Consider the following 24,506-nt stretch of genomic DNA (forward strand, 5'->3'; position numbering starts at 1 on the left):
GGCCGGGCGTCGTACCGGTATCGCGCCCCCACCGAGACCCCGCCATGTCGCCGCCCGAACCCGACTCAGCCAACGCCTCAACCGTTCCTTCGTCCACGTCCTCGCGGCCGCCCGCGCCGCTCGCCCGCTATGCCCTGATCGCGTTCGTGGTCGGCGCCGCGGCCGCCGCGTTCGCCTATGTCGCCGGCCCGCTCGACCCGCAGCGGCTCACGCCCAAGCGCATCGTCGACGATCTGCAGGCCAACGGCGGCCTGCATCCGGGTTATCGCCGCAACCACGCCAAGGGCGTATGCGTGATCGGTTATTTCGACAGCAGCGGCGAGGCCGCGGCGTATTCAAAGGCCGGCGTGTTCGCGCGCGGACGCACGCCGGTGGTCGGGCGCTTCGCCCTGCCCGGCGGCAACCCCTACGCGCCCGACGGCGGCGTGCCGATCCGCAGCTTCGCCCTGCGCTTCACCCAGGCCGACGGCCAGCAGTGGCGGACCGGCATGAACAGCATGCCGGTGTTTCCGGTCGCCACGCCGCAGGCGTTCTTCGCGCAATTGCAGGCCGGCGCGCCCGATCCCGCCACCGGCAAACCCGATCCGGCCAGGCAGAAGGCGTTCTTCGCCGCGCATCCGGAAACCGCGGCGTTTCGCGCCTGGGCGAAAGACCGCAAGCCGTCGGCGAGCTACGCGACCGAACGTTATTACGGCCTCAACGCGTTCTATTTCGTCGACGCCGCCGGCACGCGCCAAGCGGTGCGCTGGCGGGTGGAACCCGACAACGGCGCGGCGGCGTTGCCGCTGACGGCGCAGGATCAGAACGTGCTCGCCGACGAACTGGATCGACGCCTGGCGCAGGGACCGCTGCAGTGGCGGCTGTGGGTGACCCTGGCCGCGCCGGGCGATCCGACCGCCGACGCCACCCGGGTTTGGCCGCCCGACCGGCGCGAAATCGACGCCGGCCGCATCGTGCTCGCCCGCGCGCAAGCGCAGGACGCGGGCGAATGCCGCGACATCAACTACGACCCGCTGATCCTGCCCGACGGCATCGCCGGCTCCGACGATCCGCTGCTGGCCGCGCGCTCGTCCGCGTACGCCGAATCCTACCGCCGCCGCACCGCCGAAGAAGCGCAAGCCGGCGGCCATCCGCCGAAGGAGCTGCCGCGATGAACCGCAACGAGGACATGTTCTGGTGGCCGGCGCGCGTGCTTCACTGGCTGATGGCGTTGATGATCGTGAGCATGCTGTTCATCGGCGCCGGCATGGTCGCGACGGTGTCGGACAAGCACACCTGGCTGCTCGCCTTGCACAAGCCGCTGGGGATTTCGATTCTGGCGTTGGCGGTGCTGCGTCTGGCGCTGCGATTGCTGCGCAAACCACCGCCGTTGCCGATCGATCTGCCGCCGCTGCAACGCTTCGCCGCGCGCGCCTCGCATTGGCTGTTGTACTCGCTGATGTTCGCGCTGCCGCTGATCGGCTGGGCGATGCTGTCGGCCGGAGGTTATCCAGTCAGCCTCGGCGCCGGCATCGTGCTGCCGCCGATCGCGCCGTTCGACCCGAGCGTGTTCGCATTGTTGCGTTGGCTGCATCGCACGTTGGCTTACCTGTTGTTCGCGACGGTGCTGCTGCATCTGGCGGCGGCGTTGTATCACGGCCTGATTCGGCGCGATGGGGTGTTGCGCAGCATGGTGTGGCGGGGTGGGATGCGCGATGACGGCGCGTCGTCGCCGCCATCGGGCGATGTGGTTGCATCGTCTGTCGAGGATGCGTCCGCGCGTTGAGATCGCAATTGCGTTTGGGTTGCGCCGGTTGGCGCGGTTCGCGGTCGCGGCTCGCGCCGCTCCTACAGTGTGGATCGTAGGCCACGTATCTACCTGTAGGAGCGGCGCGAGCCGCGACCGCGAAACGCACAAACAACGATCGCTACGGAAATCGCGGATACGCGAGGCGCACGACCGCTGCGATCAACGCGCCTTCGTCAGTCCGTGCCCGCCGATTGGTTCGATCTCATGATGCTCATCGAAACTCGCGATCATCGGTCTGGCCTTGGCGATCGCGGACTTCACCGACGGCAATGCCAACGAGGCGCGATGGCTGTCCTGACTGTCCCAGACTTCGCTGATCCAGATCGCATCGGCATCCTTGGGATCGCGCGCGACGATGTAACTCAGGCAACCGGGCATCGCGTCGATGCCATCGAGCAGGATCGCGATCAGGGCGTCGCGTTGGCCGGCGGCGGCTTTCATCTTGCCGATCAATCCGTACATGGTCCGGGTCTCCGTGGTGGCGGCATGCCCCGGCAACGCCAACGCAAGCGCGGCGGCGCCGGTGAGGACGATGAACTGGCGTCGGTCGAAAGGCATGCGGGTCTGGGGCGGGCGGGTGCGCGCCGACTCTAGCGCCCGATCGCGGACCGCCACAAGGACAGATCGAGGCATGCCGACGCTGGCATGCGCAAGTGTGGATCAACGCGACGGCAGGGTCGCGCGGCCGAGCGCGTACGGCATCAGCCGGGCGATATTGCGCGCATCGTCGATGCCGCGATGGTGGGTGCCGGCGAAGGTCAGCCCGGCCATGCGCACCGCGCCGCCGAGACCGGGTTTCTTGCTCAGGCCCTGCGCCTGTGCGAACGCCAGCTTGATGTTGCGATGGGCCGCGCCGATCGGATTGGGCAGACGATGGAAATCGCAGTCCTGCTGCAACTGATGCAGATCGTAATCGCCCCACGAACCCCAGACGAAATCGCGATAGCGATAAAGCCAGGGCTTGAAGGCGTCGAGCATCTGCGCGAACGACGGCGCCGCGTCGACATCGGCCTGGCGGATCGAGGTCAGCTGGGTGCAAAACCCGGTCAGACGCGGGTGCCGCACGGGCCGCACGAAGCTTTGGAATTCGTCGATGACCTTCAGCGTTTCGGTCTCGACCATCACCGCACCGATCTCGATGATTTCCATCTGCGCGCGCGGGACCGATTGGTCGTCGGCGCAGGTCGCCTCGAAATCGATCAGCAGGTAGTGGGCGGGCTCTCCCGGCGTTTGTATCTCTTCAGTAGTGTTCATGCGCGGCATTGTCGCGCAAGCCTCGACCCGCCGACATGCCGCCGAGCTACCGCCGATCGGGGTACGACCGGTCGACGTGGACCGCGCTCAGGCCTGGGCGCGGAAACGGAAGGCGGGTTGACGCTTGCTGTCCTCGCTCACCCGCAGTTCGCCCTGGAGGCGATCGAGCAGGGCGCGCACGCGGCTCAGCGGATGCTCGGGGAAACCCGCATCATGCTCGCGTCGTTCCGAGCGGTTGCGCGTCAACGGCCCCTCCAGTCCGGGCTCGTACGGGTCGTCGAGCCAACCGAGCACGCCGTCGTCGCCGAATTCGAGTTCGCCGGACTGCAGCAACTGCATGAGCACGGCGTTGTCGCGCACGCCGGTGATGCCTTCCTCGGCGCAGAACACCTGCAGCACGTGGCTGGCGTCGCGGAACGGCAGGGTCAGCGAGCCCAGGTAACACCGTCCGCTGGGCTGGTGCGCCTGCTTGAACACGGTGCGCACGGCCGCGCAGCCGTCGATGCGCACGCTGTCGATCTCGATCACGCCGCACCCCGCCGGTTCGACGGCGGCGCGGTAGAAAGCGCGCAGCGCGGGCGGGTCGTCCAGGTCCGCGCCGATGTCCGGCGGGCGCGCGAAACTGGCCAGGGCAACCGAATCGCCGTTACCGTCGCGCCACAGATGCAAGCCGTCGCTGCGGCCCAGGTAGTCCAGTCCCGCGGATTGGAAACTCGACAGGTCGAATCCGGTCTGCTCGTCGTTCATGCCTTCCCCATGGCTCGTGCGACTGGCGCGAGCCATTCGATTCAAACGCATGCGCTCGGCGACGGCAAGCCATCGCGCGAGCGCGGCAGATGCGCTTACTTCGGCGCGAAGATCTTGCTCAAGCGATCGGGCGCGCCCTCGATGCGTTCGAGCTTGGGATAGCGCAGGCCGTCGCGGTAATCGATGCGCACGGTCTTGATCACGTCGGCGTTCTTGACGATCAGTTCGATCGGATGCTTTCCGTCCTTGGCCGCGGTGACCGCGTCCTTGAGCCGCTCGCCGCTGGCGGTGTAGCCGTTGACCGCGAGCAAGGTGCTGCCCGGGGCGATGCCGGCGTTGAACGCGGGGCCGTCCCAGCGCACGGTGCTGATGGCGCCGTCGCCCGACAGGTTCAGGCCCAGCGAATAGGTCAGGTCGGTGTATTTGCGATCGGCTTCGGCGAACTTGAGGAAGTCGCTGGGCGTATCGGTGTAGCTCAGTTTCCAGCCGCTCGCGGCCAGGCCGTCCAGCGGCGGCGCCTTGGCGTCGATGCGTTCGCGCAGGAAGCTCGCCCAGTCGAAGGCCGCGACCTGGTTCAAGGCGGCGACCACGTCTTCGAACTGGTAAGGCTTGACCTGGTAATCGCCGTTTTCGCCGCCGAAGAAGCCGCGCGCGAAATCGTCGAGCGAGCGCTTCTCGCCGCTGAGCGCGCGCAACTTGGCGTCGACCGCGAGCCACACCAGCTGGCCGCCGCTGTAGTAGTCCTCGCTGAGCTGATAGCTGCCGTACGACTTCGGCCGGCGCATCGCGATCACCGGGTCGAGCGTGGTGTCCTGGATCGAACGCCAGCTCATGCCGGGGCGGTCGTCGGCATAACGCGCCGCGACCATCGCCAGCGCATCGCGCGCGAACTCGGGCTTCCACAATCCCGCGCGCGCGGTCAGCACATAGCCCCAGTACTGGGTCTGGCCTTCGTACACCCACAGCAGGCCGTCGCTGAGCGGCTGGTTGAAGTTGCTCGAAGTGATGCCGGCCGGGCGGCGGTACTTGCCGTTCCACGAATGCACGAACTCGTGCGCGAGCAGATCGCGGCCGACGATGCTGCTGCCGTCCCAGCCGGTGAAATAGTCCGGGTCGACGCCGTTTTCGCTGGAGCGGTGATGCTCCAGGCCGTTGCCGCTCATCTGGCTCGACAGCGAGAACAGGAAATCGTAGTGGTCGTAATGATGCGAGCCGAACAGCTTGTACGCCTGGCTGACCAGTTCGCGGTGCAGCTTGATCTGCTCGGGCTTGGCTTCGAGAAACTTGGGCGCGTCGGCGACGATGTTGATCCGCACCGGGACCTTCGCGCCCGGATCGAGATCGATCTGCTTGTAGTGACGGCCGGCGTACACCGGCGAATCAAGCAAGGTATCGAACGGCACCGCGCGATAGCGCAGGGTGTCGCCCTGGCGCGAGTCCAGGTCCAGCGCGGTGCCGGCCTGCCAGCCGGGCGGCAGTTTCAGGCTCGGCGCGATCTGGATGCCGCGCGCGTAGTAGCCAGCCGGGTACAACGCGACCTGGTTCCACTGCACGTTGAGCATGTCCGGCGTCATCACCACCCGGCCCTGGTTGCCGGCGGTGGGGGTGAGCATGTCGAAGTCGAGCTCGATCTCGCTAACGCCCGCGGGCACGGTGAGCTGGAAGGCGTAGACGTCGAGCGGGTCGCGGGTCCATGCGATCGGCTGGCCGTTGCCGCGGATGCGCAGGCCGGCGAGCTTGTCGATCGGGCCGCTGGGCGAGTGGTTGCCCTGGATCCACTGCGGAAACAGCAGGGTCAGCGGCCCGACCTGGACCGGGATGCGTTGACGCGCGTGCAGCACCCGGCGGGCGATGTCGGTGGCGTCGACCTCCAGCTGCAAGGTGCCCGGATACGGCGTGTCGCGCGGCGCCGCGGTCTGCGCGTGCGCGGCCGACAAGGGCAGCGCCGCGGCGAGCAGCACGGGCAACAGGGCGAGGGTGGGTCGACGCATGAGAGCTCCGGCGATGCCTGGGACTGGATTGAGCATCCTAACCATGCCGCCGGGCTTGCCCCCTGCCATTGGGCATGGACCCGCGCCGCCGGTCCGGCGCGATGGATTAGGCAAAGCGGCCGCGCAAGATCGGGACACCCGGCAAGCCGCTTCGGCGCGTTACCTAACGCCCACCCAATCCCCAATCCCGAATCCCCAATCCCGAGTCAAGGCATCGCTTCGCCACTGCGCGCGGTGAACTCGCTCTCGCCGCTGCCATCGGGGAAGAACCGCATCCCGGTCACCGCGCCCTTCGCATCGCGCTCCAGGGTCATGCGCGCGATGCGATCGGGGTAAACGAAGGTATCGCGCGCCACCACCGTCAACGCGATCGGCTTGCCGCCGATACGCTGCACGGTCAGCGCGCCATCGACCACCCGCAGCACCCAGGCGCGTTGCGGCGACTGCCGGTACACGCCTTCGGCCTGCTGCAGCGCGGACGCCGCGACCGGCACCGCGACGGGAACGGGATACGCATCGCCCACCGCCACCGCGGCCAGGGTACGACTGAGCTTGTCCAGGCCCGGCCGGTCCGGAAGACCGGTATCGGTATTGGTCAGCACCGCCACCGTCGTCCTCGACTCGGGCAGGTACAGCAGGTACGACGCGAACCCGAAGATCCCGCCTCCATGCGCATACCCGGTGCGTCCGCGCACCGTGACGCGGCTGATCCCGTAACCGTAGTCGCTCTTGGCCGCCTTGCCTTCCGGCGAAGTCATCGCGCGGTAGTTCGCCGGCTGCAGCGCCTTGCCCTGGTGCAAGGCCAGGTTCCAGCGCAGCAGATCGTCGAGCGTGGACACCAGCGCGCCGGCCGCGTGCGGCTGGCTCATGTCCAGATGGCCCATCGGCGCTACCCGATCGTCGATGCGGGTGTAGCCGTTGACGTAACCGGGAATCAGCGCATGCACGTCGCCGTAGCGGGTCTGCGTCAGGCCGAGCGGCTTGAACAGAGTTTCATCGAGGTAGGCATGCCAGGGTTTTCCGCTGGCCGCTTCGATCACCGCGCCGACCAGCACGTAGCCCGAATTGTTGTACGCATAACCCTGGCCCGGCGCGAAATCCACCGGCAGATCCTTGAACACGTCGATCAAGGCCTTCGTGCTCAAGTCGCGCTTGATCGACTCGGTCATGTAGCCGTCGATGCCGGTGTAGCTCTTCACCCCGGAGGTGTGATTGAGCAACTGGCGCACGCTGATCGCGCCGCCATTCGGATAGTCCTTGAGGTACTTGGACACGGGATCGTCGAGCCCGACCTTGCCGGCCTCGACCAGTTTCAGCACGCCCGCCGCGGCGAACTGCTTGGTCACCGATCCGATGCGGAACACCTGGTCCGGAGTCAGCGGTACGCCGAGTTCAACGTCGGCCAGGCCGCGCGCGCCACGGAACAGCACCTGATCGCCGCGCGCGACCAGGATCGCGATGCCCGGGCCGTCGGCGGCGGCGTTGTCGGCGAGCAGTTGCCGCGCGTACGCCGCGACCTCGGCCGCGGACGCCGGCTGCACCATCGTAGCCGCAGGTTTTTCGGCCGCGGACGCGCACAACGATGGCGCAACACAAAGACCGGCGCTCAACGCCAGCGACATCCAAACGCGCATGAACCACATCCTGTGCAGGGAACCGACCTCGACCTTAGCCAGCCGCGCGCGCCCGCGACATGGCCATAAGTCAGGTCGCCGGCCGCATCGTCGCGATGTGCATCGGCGGCAAACACCGCCGACGATCAGGCCACGCGGATACTCAGGCCGCGCGGCCCGCGTCGCCGAGGATGCTCAACGCCACCGCCTCGGCGGTGCGGATCCCGTCCACCGCCGCAGACAGAATGCCGCCGGCGTAACCGGCGCCCTCGCCGGCCGGGAACAGGCCGCGGGTGTTGAGGCTGTGGCCGTCGGGGCCGCGGGTGATGCGCACCGGCGAGGACGTGCGCGTCTCCACCCCGGTCAACATCGCGTCGGGCAGGGCGAAGCCCTTGAGCTGTTTGTCGAACGCGGGCAATGCTTCGCGGATCGCGGCGATCGCGTAGTCCGGCAGCGATGCGCTCAGATCGCTGAGCCGCACGCCCGGCGTGTACGACGGTTGCACCGCGCCGAGCGCGGTCGAAGCGCGGCCGGCGAGGAAATCGCCGACGGTCTGGCCCGGCGCCTCGTATTCGCCGCCGCCGAGCGCGAACGCCTGCGCTTCCCAATGCCGCTGCAAGGCCACGCCGGCCAGCGGCGAGCCGCTGTCGTCGTAGGCCTTGTAATCCTCCGGCGTGATCCCGACCACGATCGCCGCGTTGGCGTTGCGCTCGTTGCGCGAGTACTGGCTCATGCCGTTGGTGACCACGCGGCCGGGTTCGCTCGCCGCGGCGACCACGGTGCCGCCCGGGCACATGCAGAAGCTGTACACCGAACGGCCGTTGCGGCAGTGGTGCACCAGCTTGTAATCGGCCGCGCCGAGGATAGGATGCCCGGCCTGCGGCCCGAAGCGCGCGGCGTCGATCAGCGATTGCGGGTGTTCGATGCGGAAGCCGATCGAGAACGGTTTCGCCTCCATGAACACACCGCGCTGATGCAGCATCGCGAAGGTGTCGCGCGCGCTGTGGCCGATCGCGAACACGACATGATCGGCGCGCAACTGCTGGCCGTCGGCCAGACTCACCCCGCGCACCTTGCCGTCTTCGATCAGCACGTCCTCGACCCGCTGCGAGAAGCGGATTTCGCCGCCGAGCGATTCGATCGTCGCGCGCATGTTCTCGACCATCGACACCAGCCGGAACGTGCCGATGTGCGGCTTGCTCACATACAGGATTTCTTCCGGCGCGCCGGCCAGCACGAATTCGCTGAGCACCTTGCGGCCGTGATGGTGCTTGTCGCTGATCTGGCTGTAGAGCTTGCCGTCGGAGAACGTGCCCGCGCCGCCTTCGCCGAACTGCACGTTCGATTCGGGATTGAGCACGCGCTTGCGCCACAGGCCGAAGGTGTCGACGGTGCGTTCGCGCACCGCCTTGCCGCGTTCGAGGATGATCGGGCGAAAACCCATCTGCGCCAGCACCAGGCCGACGAACAGGCCGCACGGCCCCATCCCGATCACGATCGGTCGCAGCGGCAGCGTGGCCGGTGCGCGGGCGACGAACTTGTACTCGGTGTCGGGCGTCGGCAGCACCTTGCTAGTGTCGGCCGGGCCTTTGTCGCGTTTCTTCGCCGGAGTGAGTTCCACGCCGGCCTGTTCGCGCGCGAGGATCTCGGCCTCGCGCGGCGTGTCCACGTCCAGCGAATAGATCAGCACGATGCCGCCGCGCTTGCGCGCGTCGTAGCTGCGCTTGGCGACGGTGAAACCGCTCAGGTCGGCGGCGTCGATGCGCAGGCGCGCGAGCACGGCATCGGTGAGTGCGCGCTCGGGATGATCCAGCGGCAGGCGGAGGTCGGTGATTCGAAGCATGGCGATATTCTAAGAGGCTTCGTGGGTGGGTGGTTTTTTGGCGGTCGTCGTCGCCATCACCGCGCTTGCGCGTGCCCTCACCCCGGCCCTCTCCCGCAAGCGGGGGAGGGAGACAAGCGGCGCCGCCCATCCATCTCAACTCGAAGCAATGCCTCGCTCCCTTCTCCCGCGAAGCGGGAGAAGGTGCCCGCAGGGCGGATGAGGGCCGCACGCCCACAACCGCGACCCACGCCCCACCTAGACAAACCCCTAACCAACCCCGCGCCGCGATTGGCTAGCATGCTCCACCCCCATCGCTACCCCGTCGCCTGCCCCATGATCCGACGCGAGTTCCTCAAATCCGCGGCCGCCGCGCTGGCCTCGTTCGGCCTGCCCCTGCCCGCGCTGGCCCTGACCGGCCCCGCCGCGACCAAGCTCGGACCGGCCCAGCCGTTCGATTTCGCCGCGCTCAAGGGCCAGGCCCGCGCGCTCGCCCAGCGCGCCTATGCGCCGCGCAGCACCACCTTGCCGGCGCCGGTCGCGGCGATGGACTGGGACCAGTACCAGTCGATCCGCTTTAACCGCGACCACGCCCTGTGGGGCGGCGGCGACGGCAAGTTCCTGGCCCAGTTCTTCCACCTGGGCCTGTTCTTCAAGTCGCCGGTGCGCATGTACGAAGTCGACGCCGGCCAGGCGCGCGAAATCGCCTACGACCCAAGCATGTTCGACCGCAAGCGCAGCGGCCTGGATGGCAAGCCGCTGCCGGCCGACCTGGGCTTCGCCGGTTTCCGCCTCAACACCCGCCAGGACCCCGAACGCGATTTCGCCGCGTTCCTGGGCGCCAGCTATTTCCGCGCGGTCGGGGTCGAGGGCCAGTACGGCCAGTCCGCGCGCGGCCTGGCGATCGACACCGGCACCGGCCACGCCGAGGAATTCCCCGACTTCGTCGCCTACTGGCTGGAACGCCCGTCGCCGCAATCCAACACCGTGGTCGTGTACGGCCTGCTCGACTCGCCCAGCATCGCCGGTGCCTACCGCTTCGCGATCACCCCGGGCGAAGTGCTGTTGATGGACATCGACTGCGCCTTGTACCCGCGCAAGACCATCGAACGCCTCGGCCTGGGCCCATGCACCAGCATGTACCAGACCGGCGAGAACGACCGCCGCATGGACTGGGACTGGCGCCCGGAGATCCACGACACCGATGGCCTGGCGATGTGGAGCGGCAGCGGCGAATGGATCTGGCGCCCGCTGTGCAATCCCGAGCACCTGCGCTTCAACATGTTCAGCGACGACAACCCGCGTGGCTTCGGCCTGTTGCAGCGCGACCGCAATTTCGATCATTACCAGGACGACGGCGTGTTCTACGACAAGCGCCCATGCCTGTGGGTGGAACCCAAGCAAGGTTGGGGCGCGGGCTCGGTGCAGTTGGTCGAGATCCCGACCCTGGACGAAACCTTCGACAACATCGTCGCGTTCTGGAACCCGCGCGAAAAACCGCAGGCTGGGCAGGAGCTGCTGTACGGCTATCGTCTGTACTGGGGCGCGCAGCCGCCGGCGGTGCCGAAGCTTGCGCATTGCGTCTCCACCCGCACCGGCCTGGGCGGGCGCATCGGCTTCAAGCGCGATTATTTCTCCTGGCGCTTCGCGGTGGATTTCGCCGGCGGCCCGCTGGCCGCGTTGGCCAAACGCGACGCCAAAGTCGAACCGGTGCTGCAGATAGGCGGCGGCGGCAAACTGGAAACCGTGTCGTGCCGACCGCTGCACGAGATCGGTGGCTATCGGGTGATGTTCGACGCGGTGCCGCCGGGCGATTCGACCGAACAGATCGATCTGCGGTTGTTCCTCAAGGACGCCAGCGGCGCGCTGAGCGAAACCTGGCTGTATCAGTGGTCGCCGCCGGCGAAGGGCGAGCGCAAGGTGTATTGAGTTCCTTAAAGCACAGGCCGATTTCACGGGCGCCCCCTGTAGGAGCGGCGCAAGCCGCGACCGCGCCAATGCAACTACGTCGTAAGTTCGTCGTGATCGTATTGCCGCGGTCGCGGCTCGCGCCGCTCCTACAGTCGCAATCGCGACACCAACTCGTCCTTGCGCTCCCAGCTCACGCCATTAACGAACGCTCCGCGCGCGCGATGCATAAGCAACCACTAGATCGCAGCCGAGGTCATACCTGGGACGACCTCACGGCGGCTGCCTGTAGGAGCTGCGCAAGCCGCGACCGCGCCAACGCAACTGCGTCGTAAGTTTCGTCGTAGCGGTGATGACGCGGTCGCGGCTCGCGCCGCTCCTACAGTCGCAATCGCGACACCGACTCGTCGCGCTGCCCGCTCCCGCTCAAGCCACCCGCGAACGCCGCGCGCGCGTGAGATGCACCAGTAGCAGCGAAATCGCCGCCGGGGTCATGCCCGGAATGCGCTGCGCCTGACCCACGGTCTGCGGGCGCACGCGCTCGAGCTTCTGCTGCACTTCCAGCGACAGGCCGCGCACGGCGGCGTAATCGAAATCCTCGGCGATCGCGGTGCTCTCGTTGCGCTGCTGGCGCTCGATCTCTTCGCGCTGGCGGTCGAGATACCCGGCGTACTTGACCCCGATCTCGACCTGCTCGGCCACCTCGGCCGCGTCCACCGCCGGGCCCAGGCTCGGCACCTGCATCAACTTGGCGTAATCCAGCTCGGGACGCTTGAGCAGATCGCGCGCGCTGCATTCGCGGCTGACCTCGATGCCCAGGGTTTGCGCGATCTCGCGGCCCAGCGCATTGTTCGGCGCGGCCCATACCCCGGCCAGACGCGCGCTTTCGCGCTCGATCGCCTCGCGCTTGCGCGCGAACACGGACCAACGCGCCTCGTCGACCAGACCCAGTTCGTGCCCGGTCGGCGTCAGGCGCAGATCGGCGTTGTCTTCGCGCAGCTGCAGCCGGTACTCGGCGCGCGAGGTGAACATGCGATACGGCTCGAGCGTGCCGTGGGTGATCAGGTCGTCGACCAGCACACCCAGATAGGCCTCGTCGCGACGCGGGCTCCAGCCCTCACTGCCGCGCACGAAACGCGCCGCGTTGACGCCGGCCAGCAGGCCCTGCGCGGCGGCTTCCTCATAACCGGTGGTGCCGTTGATCTGGCCGGCGAAGAACAGGCCGGTAACGGCCTTGGTCTCCAGCGTGCTCTTGAGCCCGCGCGGGTCGAAGAAGTCGTACTCGATCGCGTAGCCGGCACGGGTGATGTGCGCGTTTTCGAAGCCGCGGATGCTGCGCACCAGATCGAGCTGCACGTCGAACGGCAGCGAGGTCGAGATCCCGTTCGGGTAGATCTCGGCCACGTCCAGGCCCTCGGGCTCGACGAAGATCTGGTGGCTGGCCTTCTCGGCGAAGCGCACCACTTTGTCCTCGATCGAGGGGCAGTAGCGCGGGCCGATGCCTTCGATCTGGCCGGTGTACAGCGGCGAGCGGTCCAGCGCGCCGCGGATGATCTCGTGGGTGCGCTCGCTGGTATGGGTGATCCAGCACGAGACCTGACGCGGATGGTCGGCCTGGGTGCCCAGGAAGGACATGACCGGACGCGGATCATCGCCGGGCTGCTCCTCCATCACCGAATAATCCAGGCTGCGCCCGTCGATGCGCGGCGGGGTGCCGGTCTTGAGCCGGTCGACCACGAACGGGCCTTCGCGCAGGCGCGCGGCCAGCGCGGTCGCGGGCGGATCGCCGGCGCGGCCGGCGGCGTAGGTGGTCTGGCCGACGTGGACCTTGCCGGCCAGGAAGGTACCGGCGGTCAGCACCACGGCCGGCGCGTGGAAACGCAGGCCGGTCTGGGTCAGTACACCGCTGACCCGGCCGGCGTCGAACACGATGTCGTCAACCGCGGCCTGGAACAAGGTCAGGCCCGGCTGCGCTTCGACCGCGCGGCGGATGAAGCTTCGGTACAAACCGCGATCGGCCTGGCAGCGGGTCGCCCGCACCGCCGGGCCCTTGCTGGCGTTGAGCCGGCGCCACTGGATGCCGGCGGCATCGGCCGCGCGCGCCATGATCCCGCCGAGCGCATCGATCTCCTTGACCAGATGGCCCTTGCCGATGCCGCCGATGGCCGGGTTGCAGCTCATGGCGCCGACGGTTTCGACCGAATGGGTCAGCAGCAAGGTCCGCGCGCCCGCCCGCGCCGACGCCAGCGCGGCCTCGGTGCCGGCGTGGCCGCCGCCGATCACGATGACGTCGTAGCGATAGAAGGAGTCGTTCATGAGGCCGGGATTCGGGAGTGGGGATTCGGGATTCGCAAAGGCGAAAGCGGCGCCGAGCCGTTGTTGCCAGGATGTTGCTGGGGGGCGGATTGTCTCACGCGCTTACCGAATCCCGAATCCCCACTCCCGAATCCCGGCCCTGGTTGGCACGGATCATGCGTAGCTACTCATGCACCTTGCGGGGCAGGCGCTAGACGCCGGCTGGAATTGGAACAGGGGCTGGCCAAGCGCTCGCGGGGGAAGCCGGGGGGCCGAATGTCGGGGGACATTCGGCCCCTTTTTATTGCCTGGCGTTTGGGCGGGCCGTGAGGCCATCAGGCCCCGCACGCCGTGGGCATCCGAGCTGGCGCGGCCGCTCGGGCAAATCACCAAGTCATTGACCGGAAACGAAAAAACGCGCGTCAATGCGCGCGTTTTTTCGCCGTGCCTCGTCGCCGAGGGAATGGGCGCCGACGCCTGACAAGGACGGAACAGGGGGGATCCGTGATTCCTCGCCAGGCGCCGACATAGAAGCCTGTGCTTACCGAAAACGTCCAAATGCGACGCAAGCGGTCAGTAGCGGTAGATTGCTGTCACTTCGGCGTGAACGCAAGTGCGCACCGTTCCACTTTCGGCACAGCCGACGACCGGGCGGATGACCGGCAAGAAACGGTTCAGGCAAGAAGCGGTTCAGGCCGGCGCCGCCCGACCGGGAGCGGCGTCCGACCGGGCGCCCGGCAACGGTTCAGCGCTCGACGTCCTTCCACGCCCGGCCACCATCGCGACGGACCGAGGGAGCGGTCGGCATGCGCGGCTGCATCTGCGGCTGCGAGAAGCTGCGCGGCTGCGGCGCCGAGTAGGCGCGCGGCTGCGGCTGCTGTTGAACCGGATTGTTCGGCGCCCAGGCGCCGCCGCCGACCGGACGCGTATCGCGCCACGGCACCCCGCCGTCCTGACGCGGGTTCGGCGGCCGCGACGGGTTGTGCGGACGGCCCGGGCGGTTCGGATAATGCGGGCGCGGGTAGTAGCCATACGGGTAACCACCGTAATAGCCGCCGCCGTAATAGCCCGGATAGCCGTAGCCGCGGTAGCGATAGGCCTCGCCGTACGGATAGCCGTAGCCGGGGCCGTAATAGCCGCCGTAACCGCCGTAATAGTTGTAGTCGACGCTGGGGCGGCCGTAGTAGTACGAGCCGCCGCCACCGCCGCCACGCAGCGAATAGTCGGATACGCAACCCGCCAACAGGCTGGCCGCGACCAGTGGAATCATCAATTTGCGGATCATGGGCAGACCCCCCGAGTAGGGATTCAGCTTCTGCCCGATGCGTTGAACTCGGGCTTAACTCAACCAGCCGGAGCCTATACGGTTCAGGACTTGGCGCTGTTCGCCGCCTGCGCGCGCGGCGCCTGGCTCAGCTCTTCCGGGGCCATGCGCGGCGGCAGGCAACCGGTGAGCAGGACGATCAGCACACATACCGAGAGTTTGCGGAGCATGAAGTGTTCCCCTGTGGTGGCGTCGATATGGCCGCGCCTGGTGGTGTGCGGCCGCGAATACGGCGGCCGCGAGCGTGTCGGGTCCGGCCATCGAGCGACGGTTCGACCGTGGAACATCCTATGCGCGAAACCCGACAGGCAGCCATCCGTATGGCTACATGCACCATAAGTAGGTATTTGGCGCTGAAATCTTCCATGACCCTGTGCATAAGCTAGCGGTCGCGCAAATCGCAATAGCGGTACGGGCTCACAAAACGCCTTGTGCATGACATCCATCGCAGGGACGACGGGGCGCTGGCCGCGCCGGCCCCGGGGTAAGCTAGCCCACGAACGGCGGTACCCGGCCATGGAACGGTCCGCGCTCGGCACGACCCATGCACCGGCTCGCCTCACCGGCCCGCGGCGGGGCCACGCCGGGAACCTTGGCGTCAGCGCCGGGTCGATTGCATGAGGAACGCAGCGGCCCGCACGCGCCGCTCCGCCGGATATCCCCTATCACCTGTGGCTGTTGTCGATGATCGAACTGGATGCGGTCCATCGTCGCTATGAGATGAATGGACAGGCGGTGAATGCCTTGGCCGGGGTGGACCTGAAGATCGCCAGCGGCGAATTCGTCGCCATCACCGGTGCCTCGGGCTCGGGCAAATCCAGTCTGCTCAACATCCTCGGCTGCCTGGACCGGCCCACCCGCGGCCGTTATCTGATCGAAGGCCGCGACGTCGCGGCGATGGACGACGAGGCCGCCAGCGACATCCGCAACCGCCGCATCGGCTTCGTGTTCCAGAGCTTTCATCTGCTGCCGCGGCTGAGCCTGCTGGAAAACGTGCTGCTGCCGCTGCGCTTCCACCGCGAACCGCCGCCGGGCACGCACGATCGCGCGCTGGCGCTGCTGCAACGGGTCGGCCTGGGCGAACGCAGCAGCCACCGGCCCAGCGAGCTATCGGGCGGCCAGCAGCAGCGCGCGGCGATCGCGCGCGCCCTGTTGTTGCAGCCGGCCCTGCTGCTGGCCGATGAACCCACCGGCAACCTGGATTCGAAAAGCGCCGGCGACGTGCTCGACCTGATCCAGGAAGTGCATGCCGGCGGCCAGACCGTGGTGCTGGTGACCCACGACCGCGACCTCGCCGCGCGCGCGCCGCGCGAGGTGCGCCTGCACGACGGCAAGGTCGATCATGATTCGGCGGCCTGAGGTGATTCGGATTCGACTCGCCGTATTGGCTCTGGCGCTGACCGCGCTGCCGGCCGCGGCCGTGGTGCTGACCGGCGAAGTGCGCTCGGTCGGCGGCCAGACCATCTATACCCCGCAATCCAACAGCGCGCCGGTCGCGATCCGCTATTTCGTGCCCGAAGGCCAGCCGGTCAAGGCCGGCGAGGTGGTGCTGCGGATCGATCCGGGCCAGGCCGGCACTCAGATACCCGACCTCGAAGCCAAGATCGAGCAAGCCCACGCCAAGGCCGCCAAGGAACTGGCCGAACTGGAGGTCAAGGCGGTCGACGCCGAGGTCGCGCTCGCCGAGGCTGATGCGGCCCTGGCCACGGCCAAGATCGAAGCGGCGATTCCGCGTTCGCTGATCTCGGCGCTCGACTACGACCGCCACCAGGGCGAACTCGACAAGACCACTCGCGAAAGCAAGCTCAAGCGCGAACAGCTCGACGCCGCGCAAGCCGCGGTCGCCCGGCGCAAGCGCGACGGCGAGCTGGAGGTCGGCAAGCTGGAAGTGCAGCGCGATTACTACCGCGCGCTGTTGCGCCAGTCCGAGGTGCGCGCGCAACAAGACGGCATCGTCGTGCACGGCTTCAACAACAACTGGATCGGCGGCCGCATCGACGAAGGCAGTTCGACCATGCCCGGCAGCCAGGCCGGCGCGGTGGTGGTCGAGGGCGGCCGCATGGAAGTGCGCGCCTGGGCGCTGGAACCGGACCGCCGCGGCCTGCGCGTGGGCCAGAACGTGCAGCTGAGTTTCGATGCCTTGCCGCAGCAGCGCGTGCAGGGCCGCATCCGCAACATCGCCGGCGCGCCCGACCGCAAATCCGAATGGGGCGAAGGCCGTTACTTCACCGTCGACATCGATCTGCCGGCCGCGCACGGGCTGCGCCTGCTGCCGGGCATGAGCGTGCGGGTAACGGCGGCCACGCCGCCCGCGGCGGCTGCCGCCGCGCCGGTCGCGACCGCACGCAACGGAGCGCAGCGATGAGTCGTGCCTATGCAAGCCGCGCGTGGTGCTTGCTCGCACTGCTCACGGTCGCGCCGGCGCTCGCAGCCGCGCCGTTGCGGGTCGACGGCGAGGTGTATGCGCGACGCAGTTCGCCATTGATGCCGCCAAGCGTCGAGCGCATGTGGCAGTTCAACATCACCGAACTGGCCACCGACGGCACCCCGGTCAAGAAAGGCCAGCCGGTGATCCGCTTCGACAGCAACGATGTGATCAAGCAGCTCACCGAAAAACGCAGCCAGCTCAAGGAAAAGCAGAGCGAGCTCGGCAAGCTCGACCTGGAACTGGCCGAACGCGAACGCAGCGAGCATCTGGCCACCGCCGAGGCCCAGGCCGAGTTGGAAAAAGCTCAGCGCAAGACTCAGCAGCCGGCTGAGCTGATCGCCGGCATCGAGTACCGCAAGCTGCTGGTCAAGCGCACCCAGATGGAACGCAAGATGGCGCTGGCGCGCAAACGCGAAGTGTTGTCGGCCGAACAGCGGCGGCAGGAACGGCGCCTGCTCAGTTCCGAACTCGGCCAGTTGCAGGCCGATGTCGATCGCCTGCAGCGTTCGCTCGCGGCCTTGAACGTGATCGCGCCGCGCGACGGGCTGATGATGCATCGAAGCAATTTCGAAGGCGAAAAATACGATGTCGGCTCGCAGGTGTGGGTCGGTCAGACGGTCGCGGAGATTCCCGACATGAGCACGCTCGCGGTGCGCGCCGAATTGGCCGAGCGCGATCTGCAGCGGGTCGCGGTCGGTGTGCCGGTACGGATCGTGGTCGAAGGCGGCGCCGGCAGCGTGTTGAGCGGCAAGATTGCTTCGATCGGCCGCGCGATCCGCAGTAAATCGCAGGTGCAGCCGGTGCCGGTGCTGGATCTGGACGTACAACTCGACGACCCGCGCGCGCCGCTGCGGCCGGGGCAGGCGGTGCGGGTCGAAATCCAGCCGCCGAGCACGAGCGGCGCGGCCGCACGGAAGGCGACACGATGAGACCGACGCGGTTCGCAGTGGCTTGTCGAAACACTCTGCGTTACGGCGTAGCGCTGTGCCTGCCAGCGATGCTGATCGCCTGCGGCGGCGAAGTCGCGCCGGCGGCGACCGAGACCGTCGCCAGCGCGCCGCTCAACCTCAGCGTGCGCGGCGAAGGCGAACTCAAGTCGGCCAAGTCGACCCCGCTCAACGTGCCCGGCCGCAACTGGGCCGCGCGCCAGGTCGAATGGATGCTGCCCGAGGGCAGCGCGGTCAAGAAGGGCGACCTGATCGCGCGCTTCTCCGCCGAACAAGGCAAGCAGGAACTGGCCCAGACCCTGATCGATCTGCAGCGCAACGAGCTGGCGCGCGCGGCCAAGCAGGGCGAACTGGAAACCGCGCAGAGCAAGGTCGCGGTCGACCTGGCCCAGGTCGCGGTGCAGCTCGGCATCGCCGAGCGCTACGCCACCGCCGACCTGAGCACGATGGCGCGCAACGAAGTGCTCGACGCGGTCGAGGACAAGCGCTTCCTCAGCGAGAAACGCGACACCCTGCAATGGCAGCGCGGCCAGGCTGGCGTGCGCGGCAGTGCCGAACTCGGCGTGCTCGACGCGCAGCGCGCGACCTTCGACATCACCGCCAAGGCGCGCCAGTCCGATCTGGACGCGCTGGAACTGCGCGCGCCCAACGACGGCGTGCTGATGCTATCGAGCAACTGGTCCGGTGATAAACCCAACGTCGGCGCGACCCTGCGCGCCGGCTTCGACTACGGCAGCCTGCCCGACGCGTCGGCGATGGAGCTGGAACTGAGCCTGCCGCAGATCGAAGCGCAAGGCATCAAGGTCGGCAACGCGGTGGAGATGTTCCCGGTCGGCCGGCCCGAGCAGAAGATCGCCAGCAAGCTGTCGTGGGTGGCCAGCGCGGCCAAGGTGCGCAGCCAGGAAAGCCCGGTGAAGTATCTGACGATGAAAGCGCGCATACCGGCCGAGGCGATCGCGCGCTACAGGCTGGTCCCGGGCCAGCGCCTGCAGGCGCGAGTGATCCTGTTCGACGCGCCGGCATTGAGCGTGGCCAACGTGGCGATCGACAGCGACGACGGCAAGGACTACGTGCGGGTCCGCAACGACGGCGATTTCCTGCGTCGCCCGATCAAGTTGGGCGTGCGCGGGCCGGCGCGATCGCAGGTGCTGTCGGGCGTGAGCGCGGGCGATGAAGTGCTGTTGGCCGAGCCCGGCGTGGTCGCCGCGATCACCGCGCCGAGCGAACCGGGCGAAGACGCGAGCGCGGGCAAAGCGGCGACACCCGACGACGCCAAGGCCGCGCCCGCCGCAGCCGGCCCGGCGGTGCGCCGATGAATCGCGCGCTGCAGTGGTTGCCGACGATCTGGCGCGAAGCGATCGAAGAACTGTGGCGCCGGCGCCTGCGTACCTTGTTGACTCTGCTCGGCCTGATCTTCGGCGTCGGCGCGATCGTCGCGATGCAGGCGGTCGGCGAAGGCAGCCGGCGCGAGGCGTTGCATCTGGTCGAGAGCCTGGGCTTGAACAACCTGATAGCCGAGGCCAAGCCGCAGGACGAAAACACCTTGCGCGAAACCCGCGCGCGCAGCCTCGGCCTGAGCCTGGCCGACGCCGACGCCGCGCTGGCGGTGGTGCCCGGCGCGGAGCGCTACGCCGCCGAGAAACCGATCCGCACCCATTCGGTGTTCAGCGACAACGGCCGCAGCGACGCCCAGGCCAGCGGTGTGAGCCCGGACTATTTCGCGCTGTCGTCGCTGCGCATCGCCAAGGGCCGCGGCCTGACCGATGCCGACGATCGCGCCCTCGCCTCGGTCGCGGTGCTCGGGCATCAGGCCGCCGCCGATCTGTTTCCGGGCGTCGATCCGGTCGGCCGGTATCTGAAGGTCAATCATGTGTGGCTGGAGGTGATCGGCGTGCTCGCCGATCGCGACCTGAGCAAGGATCAGTTTGAAGGCGTGCAGCTCGGGCTGGAAAGTAATCGCGTGTATCTGCCGCTGGCGAGCGCGCGGGCGCGCTTCAAGTTCCAGCCGCAGGAAGACGAGATCGATCGCTTCCTGCTGCGGCTGCGCGACCCCTCGCAACTGGCGACCGGCGCGCGGGTGCTGTCGACCGTGCTCAACCAGCGCCATGCCGGCATGGCCGACTTCCGCCTGGTGGTGCCGCAGCAGTTGTTCCAGCAGCATCAGAAGACCCAGCGCATCTTCCGCGTGGTGATGGGCGCGATCGCGGGCGTGAGCCTGCTGGTCGGCGGCATCGGCATCATGAACATCATGCTGGCCAACGTGCTCGAACGGCGCCGCGAGATCGGCCTGCTGCGCGCGCTCGGCGCGCGGCGTCGCGATGTGATCGCGCAGTTCCTGCGCGAGGCGACGGTGATCTGCGTGTCCGGCGCGGCGCTCGGCCTGGTGTTCGGCATCGTGCTGGCCTACCTGATCGCGACTTTCGCCGGCTGGCAGGTCGCCTGGGCGCCGATTCCGGTGTTGTTGTCGGCGCTGTTCTGCGCCGCGGTCGGTTTGGCCTTCGGGGTGTATCCGGCGCGGCAGGCCGCCAGGTTGGATCCGATCGCGGCATTGCGGCATGACTGAGTTGGTTGTGGCGCGATGGAATCGATAGCGGCGCGACGGCATCGGTGACGACACGAGTGAGTTCGTTGTGGCGGGACTAAGTCGTCCGATCTCCCCGAAGCGGCCACCGTTGCAGACCATTCGCTCCTTACCAGATTAGTTCCCCCCTTTGCAAAAGGGGGGCCAGGGGGGGATTCGCTTTTGCTCTTGACGCCAAGCAAAAGCAAAAGCGAATCCCCCGCGCTATAGCTTTTCCCGTCCTGTCGGTACGCCGGGCGCTTGCCCCCTTTTACAAAGTGGGCACCGGTTTGCTCGCTTCGTTTGAAGGAAGCGGATTCTTCGCACTATTCGAATGAGTTTCCTTTTGAAATAAGCGGCAGGGACTTCTTTGCTCCCGAAACGAAGGGCAGAAGCGAATCCCCCGCGCTTTAGCCTTCCCCGTTCTGTCGCTACGCCGGGCGCTTGCCCCCTTTTACAAAGTGGGCACCGGTTTTATTCGCTTCGTTTGAAGCAAAAGCCGGCGCTTCGCACGCTCCCGAATGAAAGCGCGGAACAATGAGAAACGAATGACTGCAGCCTTTACTCGTTTCTCACTGTTCCATACTCGTTCCTATCTCCCAGCCCCAACCCAACCAGCCAAGCCCCGCACCCCCACCCACCCGCCGCTGCGCTACGCTTGAGCCATGAACAATCTCTCCGCTCCTCAAGGCATCGAGTCCGCCGCCTCGCACACCACCTCGCCCGACCCGGCCGCGCCGACCTATTCCGACATCCTTGCCGCGGCCGCGCGCATCGCCCCGCTCGCGCATGCCACGCCGGTGCTGCGCTCGCGCGCGATCGACGAACTCGCCGGCTGCGAGCTGCACTTCAAATGCGAGAACCTGCAACGCGGCGGCGCGTTCAAGTTCCGCGGCGCCAGTAACGCGGTGTTCTCGCTCAGCGACGAGGAAGTCGCGCGCGGCATCGTCACCCAAAGCTCGGGCAACCACGGCGGCGCGATCGCCCTGGCCGCGCGCCTGCGCGGTACAACCGCGACCGTGGTCGCGCCGCACAACACGCCGCAGGTCAAGCTCGCCGCGATCCGTGCCTACGGCGCGCGGATCGTGCATTGCGAACCCGACCAGGCCTCGCGCGATGCGACCACCGCGCAGGTGCTGGCGCAGACCGGCGGCGTGCTGGTGCATCCGTTCAACGATCCGCGGGTCATCGCTGGGCAAGGCACCGCGACCCTGGAACTGCTCGCCAGCGTGCCGAACCTGGACGCGGTGATCGCGCCGGTCAGCGGCGGTGGACTGCTGTCCGGCACGGCGATCGCCGCCCACGGCCATAACCCGGCGATCGAGGTCTACGGCGCCGAACCCGAAGGCGCGCGCGATGCCCGCGACTCGCTGCACGAAGGCCGCCGCATCACCGGCCGCAAGCCCGACACCATCTGCGACGGACTGCGCGCCGAACTGGGCACGCTCACCTTTCCTATCCTTCGCTCACATCTGCGCGACATTCTGTTGGTCGACGATCCGCAGGTCATCGCGGCGATGCGCTTGATCTGGGAGCGCATGAAGCTGGTGGTCGAACCGTCGGGCGCGGTGCCGCTCGCGGTCGTGCTCGCCAATCGCGAACGATTCGCAAACCGACGCGTCGGTCTGATCGTGTCCGGCGGCAACGTCGATCTGAATTTGCTCGCGCAATGGTTCGCGCGCACGCCGTGACCGGTCGGCGAACTGCTTTGCGTTTGTTATGCGACTCGTTTTCGAAGCTGCGCTTTTAGTCGCATAAGCCGCGTAAAACCCGGCATTTTCTGTGATCTTCGTTTGTGTTTTTTGTGAACACAGCTGGCACGCTGCGCCATCGCGCGCCAGTCCCTAGCCATGCGCGCGGCTCGTTATAAGAGTCGGGACCGGACCAGCGCACAGGCCAGGGAGTTGCAACATGGTGGATGTCGAATTTCGCGTGGTGTCCGATCGTCGCGATGGCTTGCTGCTCGCGCTCGGGCAAGTGGTCATCGCCAACGGTTTCACCCTGTTGCGTCAACGCATGCTCAACAGCGAGGAAGGCGTGGTGCTGGTGATGGTCGTGCGCGGCCCGGCCGAAGCCTTGTTGATGCTCGAAGAGCGTCTGGGCACGCATCATCTGGTGCAGAGTTTCGAAGCCTCGCCGTACGAACCGGCGCCCGCCGCCGCGCCTGCACCGGCGCCGGCCGCGCGCAACGGCGCGCCCACTCATGCCCCGGCCGCCGCGCCGAGCGCGAATCCCGCGCCGCCGGCATCGTATGCTCCGCCCGCCGCCACCGCCGCGCCGATCGACACCCAGCGCGTGGAAACCCTGCTGCCGCAACTGGCGCGCAACTACCCCAACATCCTGCTGCAGCTGGTCGCGCTGGAACGCGAGCTGCCGCCGACCCAGCGCGAGGCGACCTTGCGCTACATCGGTCAGCGCGTCGGCGCCTGGGTCTACAAGCGCGATTTCGCCTTGGGCGGACAGCTGCCGCTGGCCGACTCGGTACGGCGCATCGCGCTGCCGGCGATGCGCCAGCTGGTCCAGGCCGAACTGCACGAGGACGTGCTCAAGGTCCGCAACAGCCCCTTTTGCCATCGCGGCGAAACCGGCGAGTGCTGCCATTTCCTGCGCGGCATGCTCGGCGGCCTGCTCGAAGGCCAGCACGGCGCCGACGGCGTGCGCGTGGTCGAAAGCCAGTGCCGCAACACCGGCGCGGAAAGCTGCCGGTTCGAATTCGAAGCCTGACCGGTCCGATCCCGGTCGTCCACGGCAAGGATCGCCGTGGCGCAAGGCACGCCGGGATGCGCCGACGTGCGATGTCGACGCGGCGCGGGACGACGCCGTTGCGGCCCATTGCCACTTCAACCCATCCACCCAGGGGGTTCGCCATGCCGCACGATCCAGCCATTCAATGCATCCATGACCCGTTGCTGGTCATCCTGTCCTACGTCGTCTCGGTGCTGGGCTCGTTCACCGCCCTGCAGCTGGCGATCGCGATTCCGAACGCGACCAGCGCGGCGCATCGCTGGCGCGCGGTCGCCGCGGCCGGCATCGCCATGGGCGGCGGCGCGATCTGGGCGATGCATTTCATCGCCATGCTCGCCTGCCAGATGAACGTGGAAGTGACGTACGACCTGCCGATCACGCTGGGCTCGGCGGTGGTCGCGGTGGTGTCGTGCATGGCCGGCCTGGCCATCGCCGGCACCGGCTTGTTCAACTGGGGCAAGCTGATCATCGCCGGCGTGCTGATGGGCCTGGGCGTGACCGGCATGCACTACGCCGGCATGTCGGCGATGCTGATGCCGGCCGACACGGTCTACAACAGCACCCTGGTGATGGCCTCGGCCGGGATCGCGATCGTCGCTTCGATCGTGGCGCTGTGGCTCGCGTTCAACCTGCGCGGCTGGGGCCAGATGCTCGGCAGCGCGCTGGTCATGGGCGTGGCGGTGTGCGGCATGCATTACACCGGCATGCTCGCGGCGAGTTTCGTGCCGAACGAAGCGCGCGCCTCGTTGGTCGCCGGTGGCGTCAGCGGCGGTTACCTCGGCGTGGGCATCTTCGTGGTCACCACCGCGCTGCTGGCCGCGGTGCTGACGATCAGCTTGCTGCGCCAGCGGCAGCGGTCGATGGTGCGGATCTGAGTTCGCCGCCGGGCGCTTGCCGGTGAGGCGGCGGGCGTGGCGGGATAGGTATGCCTGATGTGGAAAAGGCCCGCCTGGTGCGGGCCTTTTCTTTTGGGATGGGTGCTGGGTGGCTTGGTATGGGGCGATGGCTCAATAACCGACCCTTGCTTTGGAATCCAACAGACGACGCATTCTTTCAGGACGTCATTCCCGCGAAGGCGGGAAT

20 protein-coding genes are annotated in these 24,506 nt (G+C 67.7%); 11 read left to right on the forward strand and 9 right to left on the reverse strand.

The window, feature by feature from the left end:
* Positions 1 to 44 precede the first annotated feature (44 nt).
* Together ASD86_RS08355 and ASD86_RS08360 are read left to right on the forward strand one after the other, a co-directional pair.
* Positions 45 to 1,154: a catalase family peroxidase gene (locus ASD86_RS08355; RefSeq protein WP_056109388.1), complete on the forward strand. Its 1,110-nt coding sequence runs from the start codon at positions 45 to 47 to the stop codon at positions 1,152 to 1,154.
* Positions 1,151 to 1,765, forward strand: coding sequence for a cytochrome b/b6 domain-containing protein (locus tag ASD86_RS08360; RefSeq protein WP_082578183.1), 615 nt, complete (start codon positions 1,151 to 1,153; stop codon positions 1,763 to 1,765). The genes ASD86_RS08355 and ASD86_RS08360 overlap by 4 nt, the downstream gene beginning before the upstream one ends.
* Before the next feature lie 183 nt (positions 1,766 to 1,948).
* Here ASD86_RS08360 and ASD86_RS08365 read toward each other — a convergent pair whose 3' ends face one another.
* From ASD86_RS08365 to ASD86_RS08390, 6 genes are all read right to left on the reverse strand, one after another.
* Complete coding sequence (locus ASD86_RS08365) at positions 1,949 to 2,347, reverse strand: putative quinol monooxygenase (protein ID WP_157476335.1); 399 nt, start codon at positions 2,345 to 2,347, stop codon at positions 1,949 to 1,951.
* A 102-nt stretch (positions 2,348 to 2,449) separates the two neighbouring features.
* Positions 2,450 to 3,043, reverse strand: a complete 594-nt coding sequence (locus tag ASD86_RS08370; protein WP_056109390.1) for a 3'-5' exonuclease — start codon at positions 3,041 to 3,043, stop codon at positions 2,450 to 2,452.
* Between the two features lie 87 nt (positions 3,044 to 3,130).
* Positions 3,131 to 3,790 carry a hypothetical protein gene (locus tag ASD86_RS08375; RefSeq protein WP_056109392.1) on the reverse strand — a complete coding sequence of 220 codons (660 nt, stop codon included), beginning with the start codon at positions 3,788 to 3,790 and terminating at the stop codon, positions 3,131 to 3,133.
* 95 nt (positions 3,791 to 3,885) lie between these two features.
* Positions 3,886 to 5,781 (reverse strand): M61 family metallopeptidase, encoded by a 1,896-nt coding sequence (locus ASD86_RS08380; protein ID WP_056109394.1) that lies wholly within the window; start codon positions 5,779 to 5,781, stop codon positions 3,886 to 3,888.
* Positions 5,782 to 5,987: 206 nt separating this feature from the next.
* Positions 5,988 to 7,415 carry a serine hydrolase domain-containing protein gene (locus ASD86_RS08385; protein WP_162253632.1) on the reverse strand — a complete coding sequence of 476 codons (1,428 nt, stop codon included), beginning with the start codon at positions 7,413 to 7,415 and terminating at the stop codon, positions 5,988 to 5,990.
* Positions 7,416 to 7,557: 142 nt separating this feature from the next.
* Positions 7,558 to 9,237 carry an NAD(P)/FAD-dependent oxidoreductase gene (locus ASD86_RS08390; RefSeq protein WP_056109398.1) on the reverse strand — a complete coding sequence of 560 codons (1,680 nt, stop codon included), beginning with the start codon at positions 9,235 to 9,237 and terminating at the stop codon, positions 7,558 to 7,560.
* Between the two features lie 315 nt (positions 9,238 to 9,552).
* On the opposite strand from ASD86_RS08390, the gene ASD86_RS08395 reads away from it, so the two are divergent.
* Positions 9,553 to 11,145 (forward strand): glucan biosynthesis protein D, encoded by a 1,593-nt coding sequence (locus ASD86_RS08395; protein ID WP_056109400.1) that lies wholly within the window; start codon positions 9,553 to 9,555, stop codon positions 11,143 to 11,145.
* Positions 11,146 to 11,550: 405 nt separating this feature from the next.
* On the opposite strand, the gene mnmG is transcribed toward ASD86_RS08395, so the two are convergent.
* The 3 genes from mnmG to ASD86_RS28195 all read right to left on the reverse strand — a co-directional run bounded on the left by mnmG (position 11,551) and on the right by ASD86_RS28195 (position 14,913).
* Complete coding sequence (mnmG, locus tag ASD86_RS08400; protein WP_056109402.1) at positions 11,551 to 13,440, reverse strand: tRNA uridine-5-carboxymethylaminomethyl(34) synthesis enzyme MnmG; 1,890 nt, start codon at positions 13,438 to 13,440, stop codon at positions 11,551 to 11,553.
* Between the two features lie 724 nt (positions 13,441 to 14,164).
* Positions 14,165 to 14,689, reverse strand: a complete 525-nt coding sequence (locus ASD86_RS08405; protein ID WP_157476546.1) for a hypothetical protein — start codon at positions 14,687 to 14,689, stop codon at positions 14,165 to 14,167.
* Positions 14,690 to 14,787: 98 nt separating this feature from the next.
* Positions 14,788 to 14,913, reverse strand: coding sequence for a hypothetical protein (locus ASD86_RS28195; RefSeq protein ID WP_255357277.1), 126 nt, complete (start codon positions 14,911 to 14,913; stop codon positions 14,788 to 14,790).
* 514 nt (positions 14,914 to 15,427) lie between these two features.
* On the opposite strand from ASD86_RS28195, the gene ASD86_RS08410 reads away from it, so the two are divergent.
* The 8 genes from ASD86_RS08410 (at position 15,428) to ASD86_RS08445 (ending at position 24,298) form a co-directional block, all read left to right on the forward strand.
* The gene (locus ASD86_RS08410) at positions 15,428 to 16,102 is read left to right on the forward strand and encodes an ABC transporter ATP-binding protein (RefSeq protein WP_056109404.1); all 675 of its coding nucleotides are present in this window, start codon (positions 15,428 to 15,430) and stop codon (positions 16,100 to 16,102) included.
* 1 nt (position 16,103) lies between these two features.
* Positions 16,104 to 17,108, forward strand: coding sequence for an HlyD family efflux transporter periplasmic adaptor subunit (locus ASD86_RS08415; protein ID WP_162253633.1), 1,005 nt, complete (start codon positions 16,104 to 16,106; stop codon positions 17,106 to 17,108).
* Positions 17,105 to 18,100: an HlyD family efflux transporter periplasmic adaptor subunit gene (locus ASD86_RS08420; RefSeq protein ID WP_162253634.1), complete on the forward strand. Its 996-nt coding sequence runs from the start codon at positions 17,105 to 17,107 to the stop codon at positions 18,098 to 18,100. The genes ASD86_RS08415 and ASD86_RS08420 overlap by 4 nt, the downstream gene beginning before the upstream one ends.
* A 17-nt stretch (positions 18,101 to 18,117) precedes the next feature.
* Complete coding sequence (locus tag ASD86_RS08425; RefSeq protein ID WP_157476337.1) at positions 18,118 to 19,434, forward strand: hypothetical protein; 1,317 nt, start codon at positions 18,118 to 18,120, stop codon at positions 19,432 to 19,434.
* Positions 19,431 to 20,681, forward strand: a complete 1,251-nt coding sequence (locus ASD86_RS08430) for an ABC transporter permease (RefSeq protein ID WP_056109412.1) — start codon at positions 19,431 to 19,433, stop codon at positions 20,679 to 20,681. Before ASD86_RS08425 ends, ASD86_RS08430 begins: the two co-directional genes overlap by 4 nt.
* 662 nt (positions 20,682 to 21,343) lie before the next feature.
* A complete protein-coding gene (locus ASD86_RS08435) occupies positions 21,344 to 22,369 on the forward strand; it encodes a pyridoxal-phosphate dependent enzyme (RefSeq protein WP_082578187.1) in 1,026 nt (341 codons plus the stop codon).
* Between the two features lie 220 nt (positions 22,370 to 22,589).
* On the forward strand, positions 22,590 to 23,402 hold the full coding sequence (locus tag ASD86_RS08440) for a 4-vinyl reductase (protein WP_056109414.1): 813 nt from the start codon (positions 22,590 to 22,592) through the stop codon (positions 23,400 to 23,402).
* Positions 23,403 to 23,545: 143 nt separating this feature from the next.
* Positions 23,546 to 24,298, forward strand: a complete 753-nt coding sequence (locus tag ASD86_RS08445) for an MHYT domain-containing protein (protein ID WP_056109416.1) — start codon at positions 23,546 to 23,548, stop codon at positions 24,296 to 24,298.
* The last annotated feature ends 208 nt before the right edge of the window (positions 24,299 to 24,506 follow it).

Source organism: Lysobacter sp. Root690 (assembly GCF_001427785.1).
GTDB lineage: Bacteria > Pseudomonadota > Gammaproteobacteria > Xanthomonadales > Xanthomonadaceae > Lysobacter.

What these genes read in the sequence shown, in the direction of transcription:
- ASD86_RS08355 (WP_056109388.1), top strand. Translation starts at nt 45, where the DNA reads ATGTCGCCGCCCGAACCCGACTCAGCCAACGCCTCAACCGTTCCTTCG.
- ASD86_RS08360 (WP_082578183.1), top strand. Translation starts at nt 1,151, where the DNA reads ATGAACCGCAACGAGGACATGTTCTGGTGGCCGGCGCGCGTGCTTCAC.
- ASD86_RS08365 (WP_157476335.1), bottom strand. Translation starts at nt 2,347, where the DNA reads ATGCCTTTCGACCGACGCCAGTTCATCGTCCTCACCGGCGCCGCCGCG.
- ASD86_RS08370 (WP_056109390.1), bottom strand. Translation starts at nt 3,043, where the DNA reads ATGAACACTACTGAAGAGATACAAACGCCGGGAGAGCCCGCCCACTAC.
- ASD86_RS08375 (WP_056109392.1), bottom strand. Translation starts at nt 3,790, where the DNA reads ATGAACGACGAGCAGACCGGATTCGACCTGTCGAGTTTCCAATCCGCG.
- ASD86_RS08380 (WP_056109394.1), bottom strand. Translation starts at nt 5,781, where the DNA reads ATGCGTCGACCCACCCTCGCCCTGTTGCCCGTGCTGCTCGCCGCGGCG.
- ASD86_RS08385 (WP_162253632.1), bottom strand. Translation starts at nt 7,415, where the DNA reads ATGCGCGTTTGGATGTCGCTGGCGTTGAGCGCCGGTCTTTGTGTTGCG.
- ASD86_RS08390 (WP_056109398.1), bottom strand. Translation starts at nt 9,237, where the DNA reads ATGCTTCGAATCACCGACCTCCGCCTGCCGCTGGATCATCCCGAGCGC.
- ASD86_RS08395 (WP_056109400.1), top strand. Translation starts at nt 9,553, where the DNA reads ATGATCCGACGCGAGTTCCTCAAATCCGCGGCCGCCGCGCTGGCCTCG.
- mnmG (WP_056109402.1), bottom strand. Translation starts at nt 13,440, where the DNA reads ATGAACGACTCCTTCTATCGCTACGACGTCATCGTGATCGGCGGCGGC.
- ASD86_RS08405 (WP_157476546.1), bottom strand. Translation starts at nt 14,689, where the DNA reads ATGATTCCACTGGTCGCGGCCAGCCTGTTGGCGGGTTGCGTATCCGAC.
- ASD86_RS28195 (WP_255357277.1), bottom strand. Translation starts at nt 14,913, where the DNA reads ATGCTCCGCAAACTCTCGGTATGTGTGCTGATCGTCCTGCTCACCGGT.
- ASD86_RS08410 (WP_056109404.1), top strand. Translation starts at nt 15,428, where the DNA reads ATGATCGAACTGGATGCGGTCCATCGTCGCTATGAGATGAATGGACAG.
- ASD86_RS08420 (WP_162253634.1), top strand. Translation starts at nt 17,105, where the DNA reads ATGAGTCGTGCCTATGCAAGCCGCGCGTGGTGCTTGCTCGCACTGCTC.
- ASD86_RS08430 (WP_056109412.1), top strand. Translation starts at nt 19,431, where the DNA reads ATGAATCGCGCGCTGCAGTGGTTGCCGACGATCTGGCGCGAAGCGATC.
- ASD86_RS08435 (WP_082578187.1), top strand. Translation starts at nt 21,344, where the DNA reads ATGAACAATCTCTCCGCTCCTCAAGGCATCGAGTCCGCCGCCTCGCAC.
- ASD86_RS08440 (WP_056109414.1), top strand. Translation starts at nt 22,590, where the DNA reads ATGGTGGATGTCGAATTTCGCGTGGTGTCCGATCGTCGCGATGGCTTG.
- ASD86_RS08445 (WP_056109416.1), top strand. Translation starts at nt 23,546, where the DNA reads ATGCCGCACGATCCAGCCATTCAATGCATCCATGACCCGTTGCTGGTC.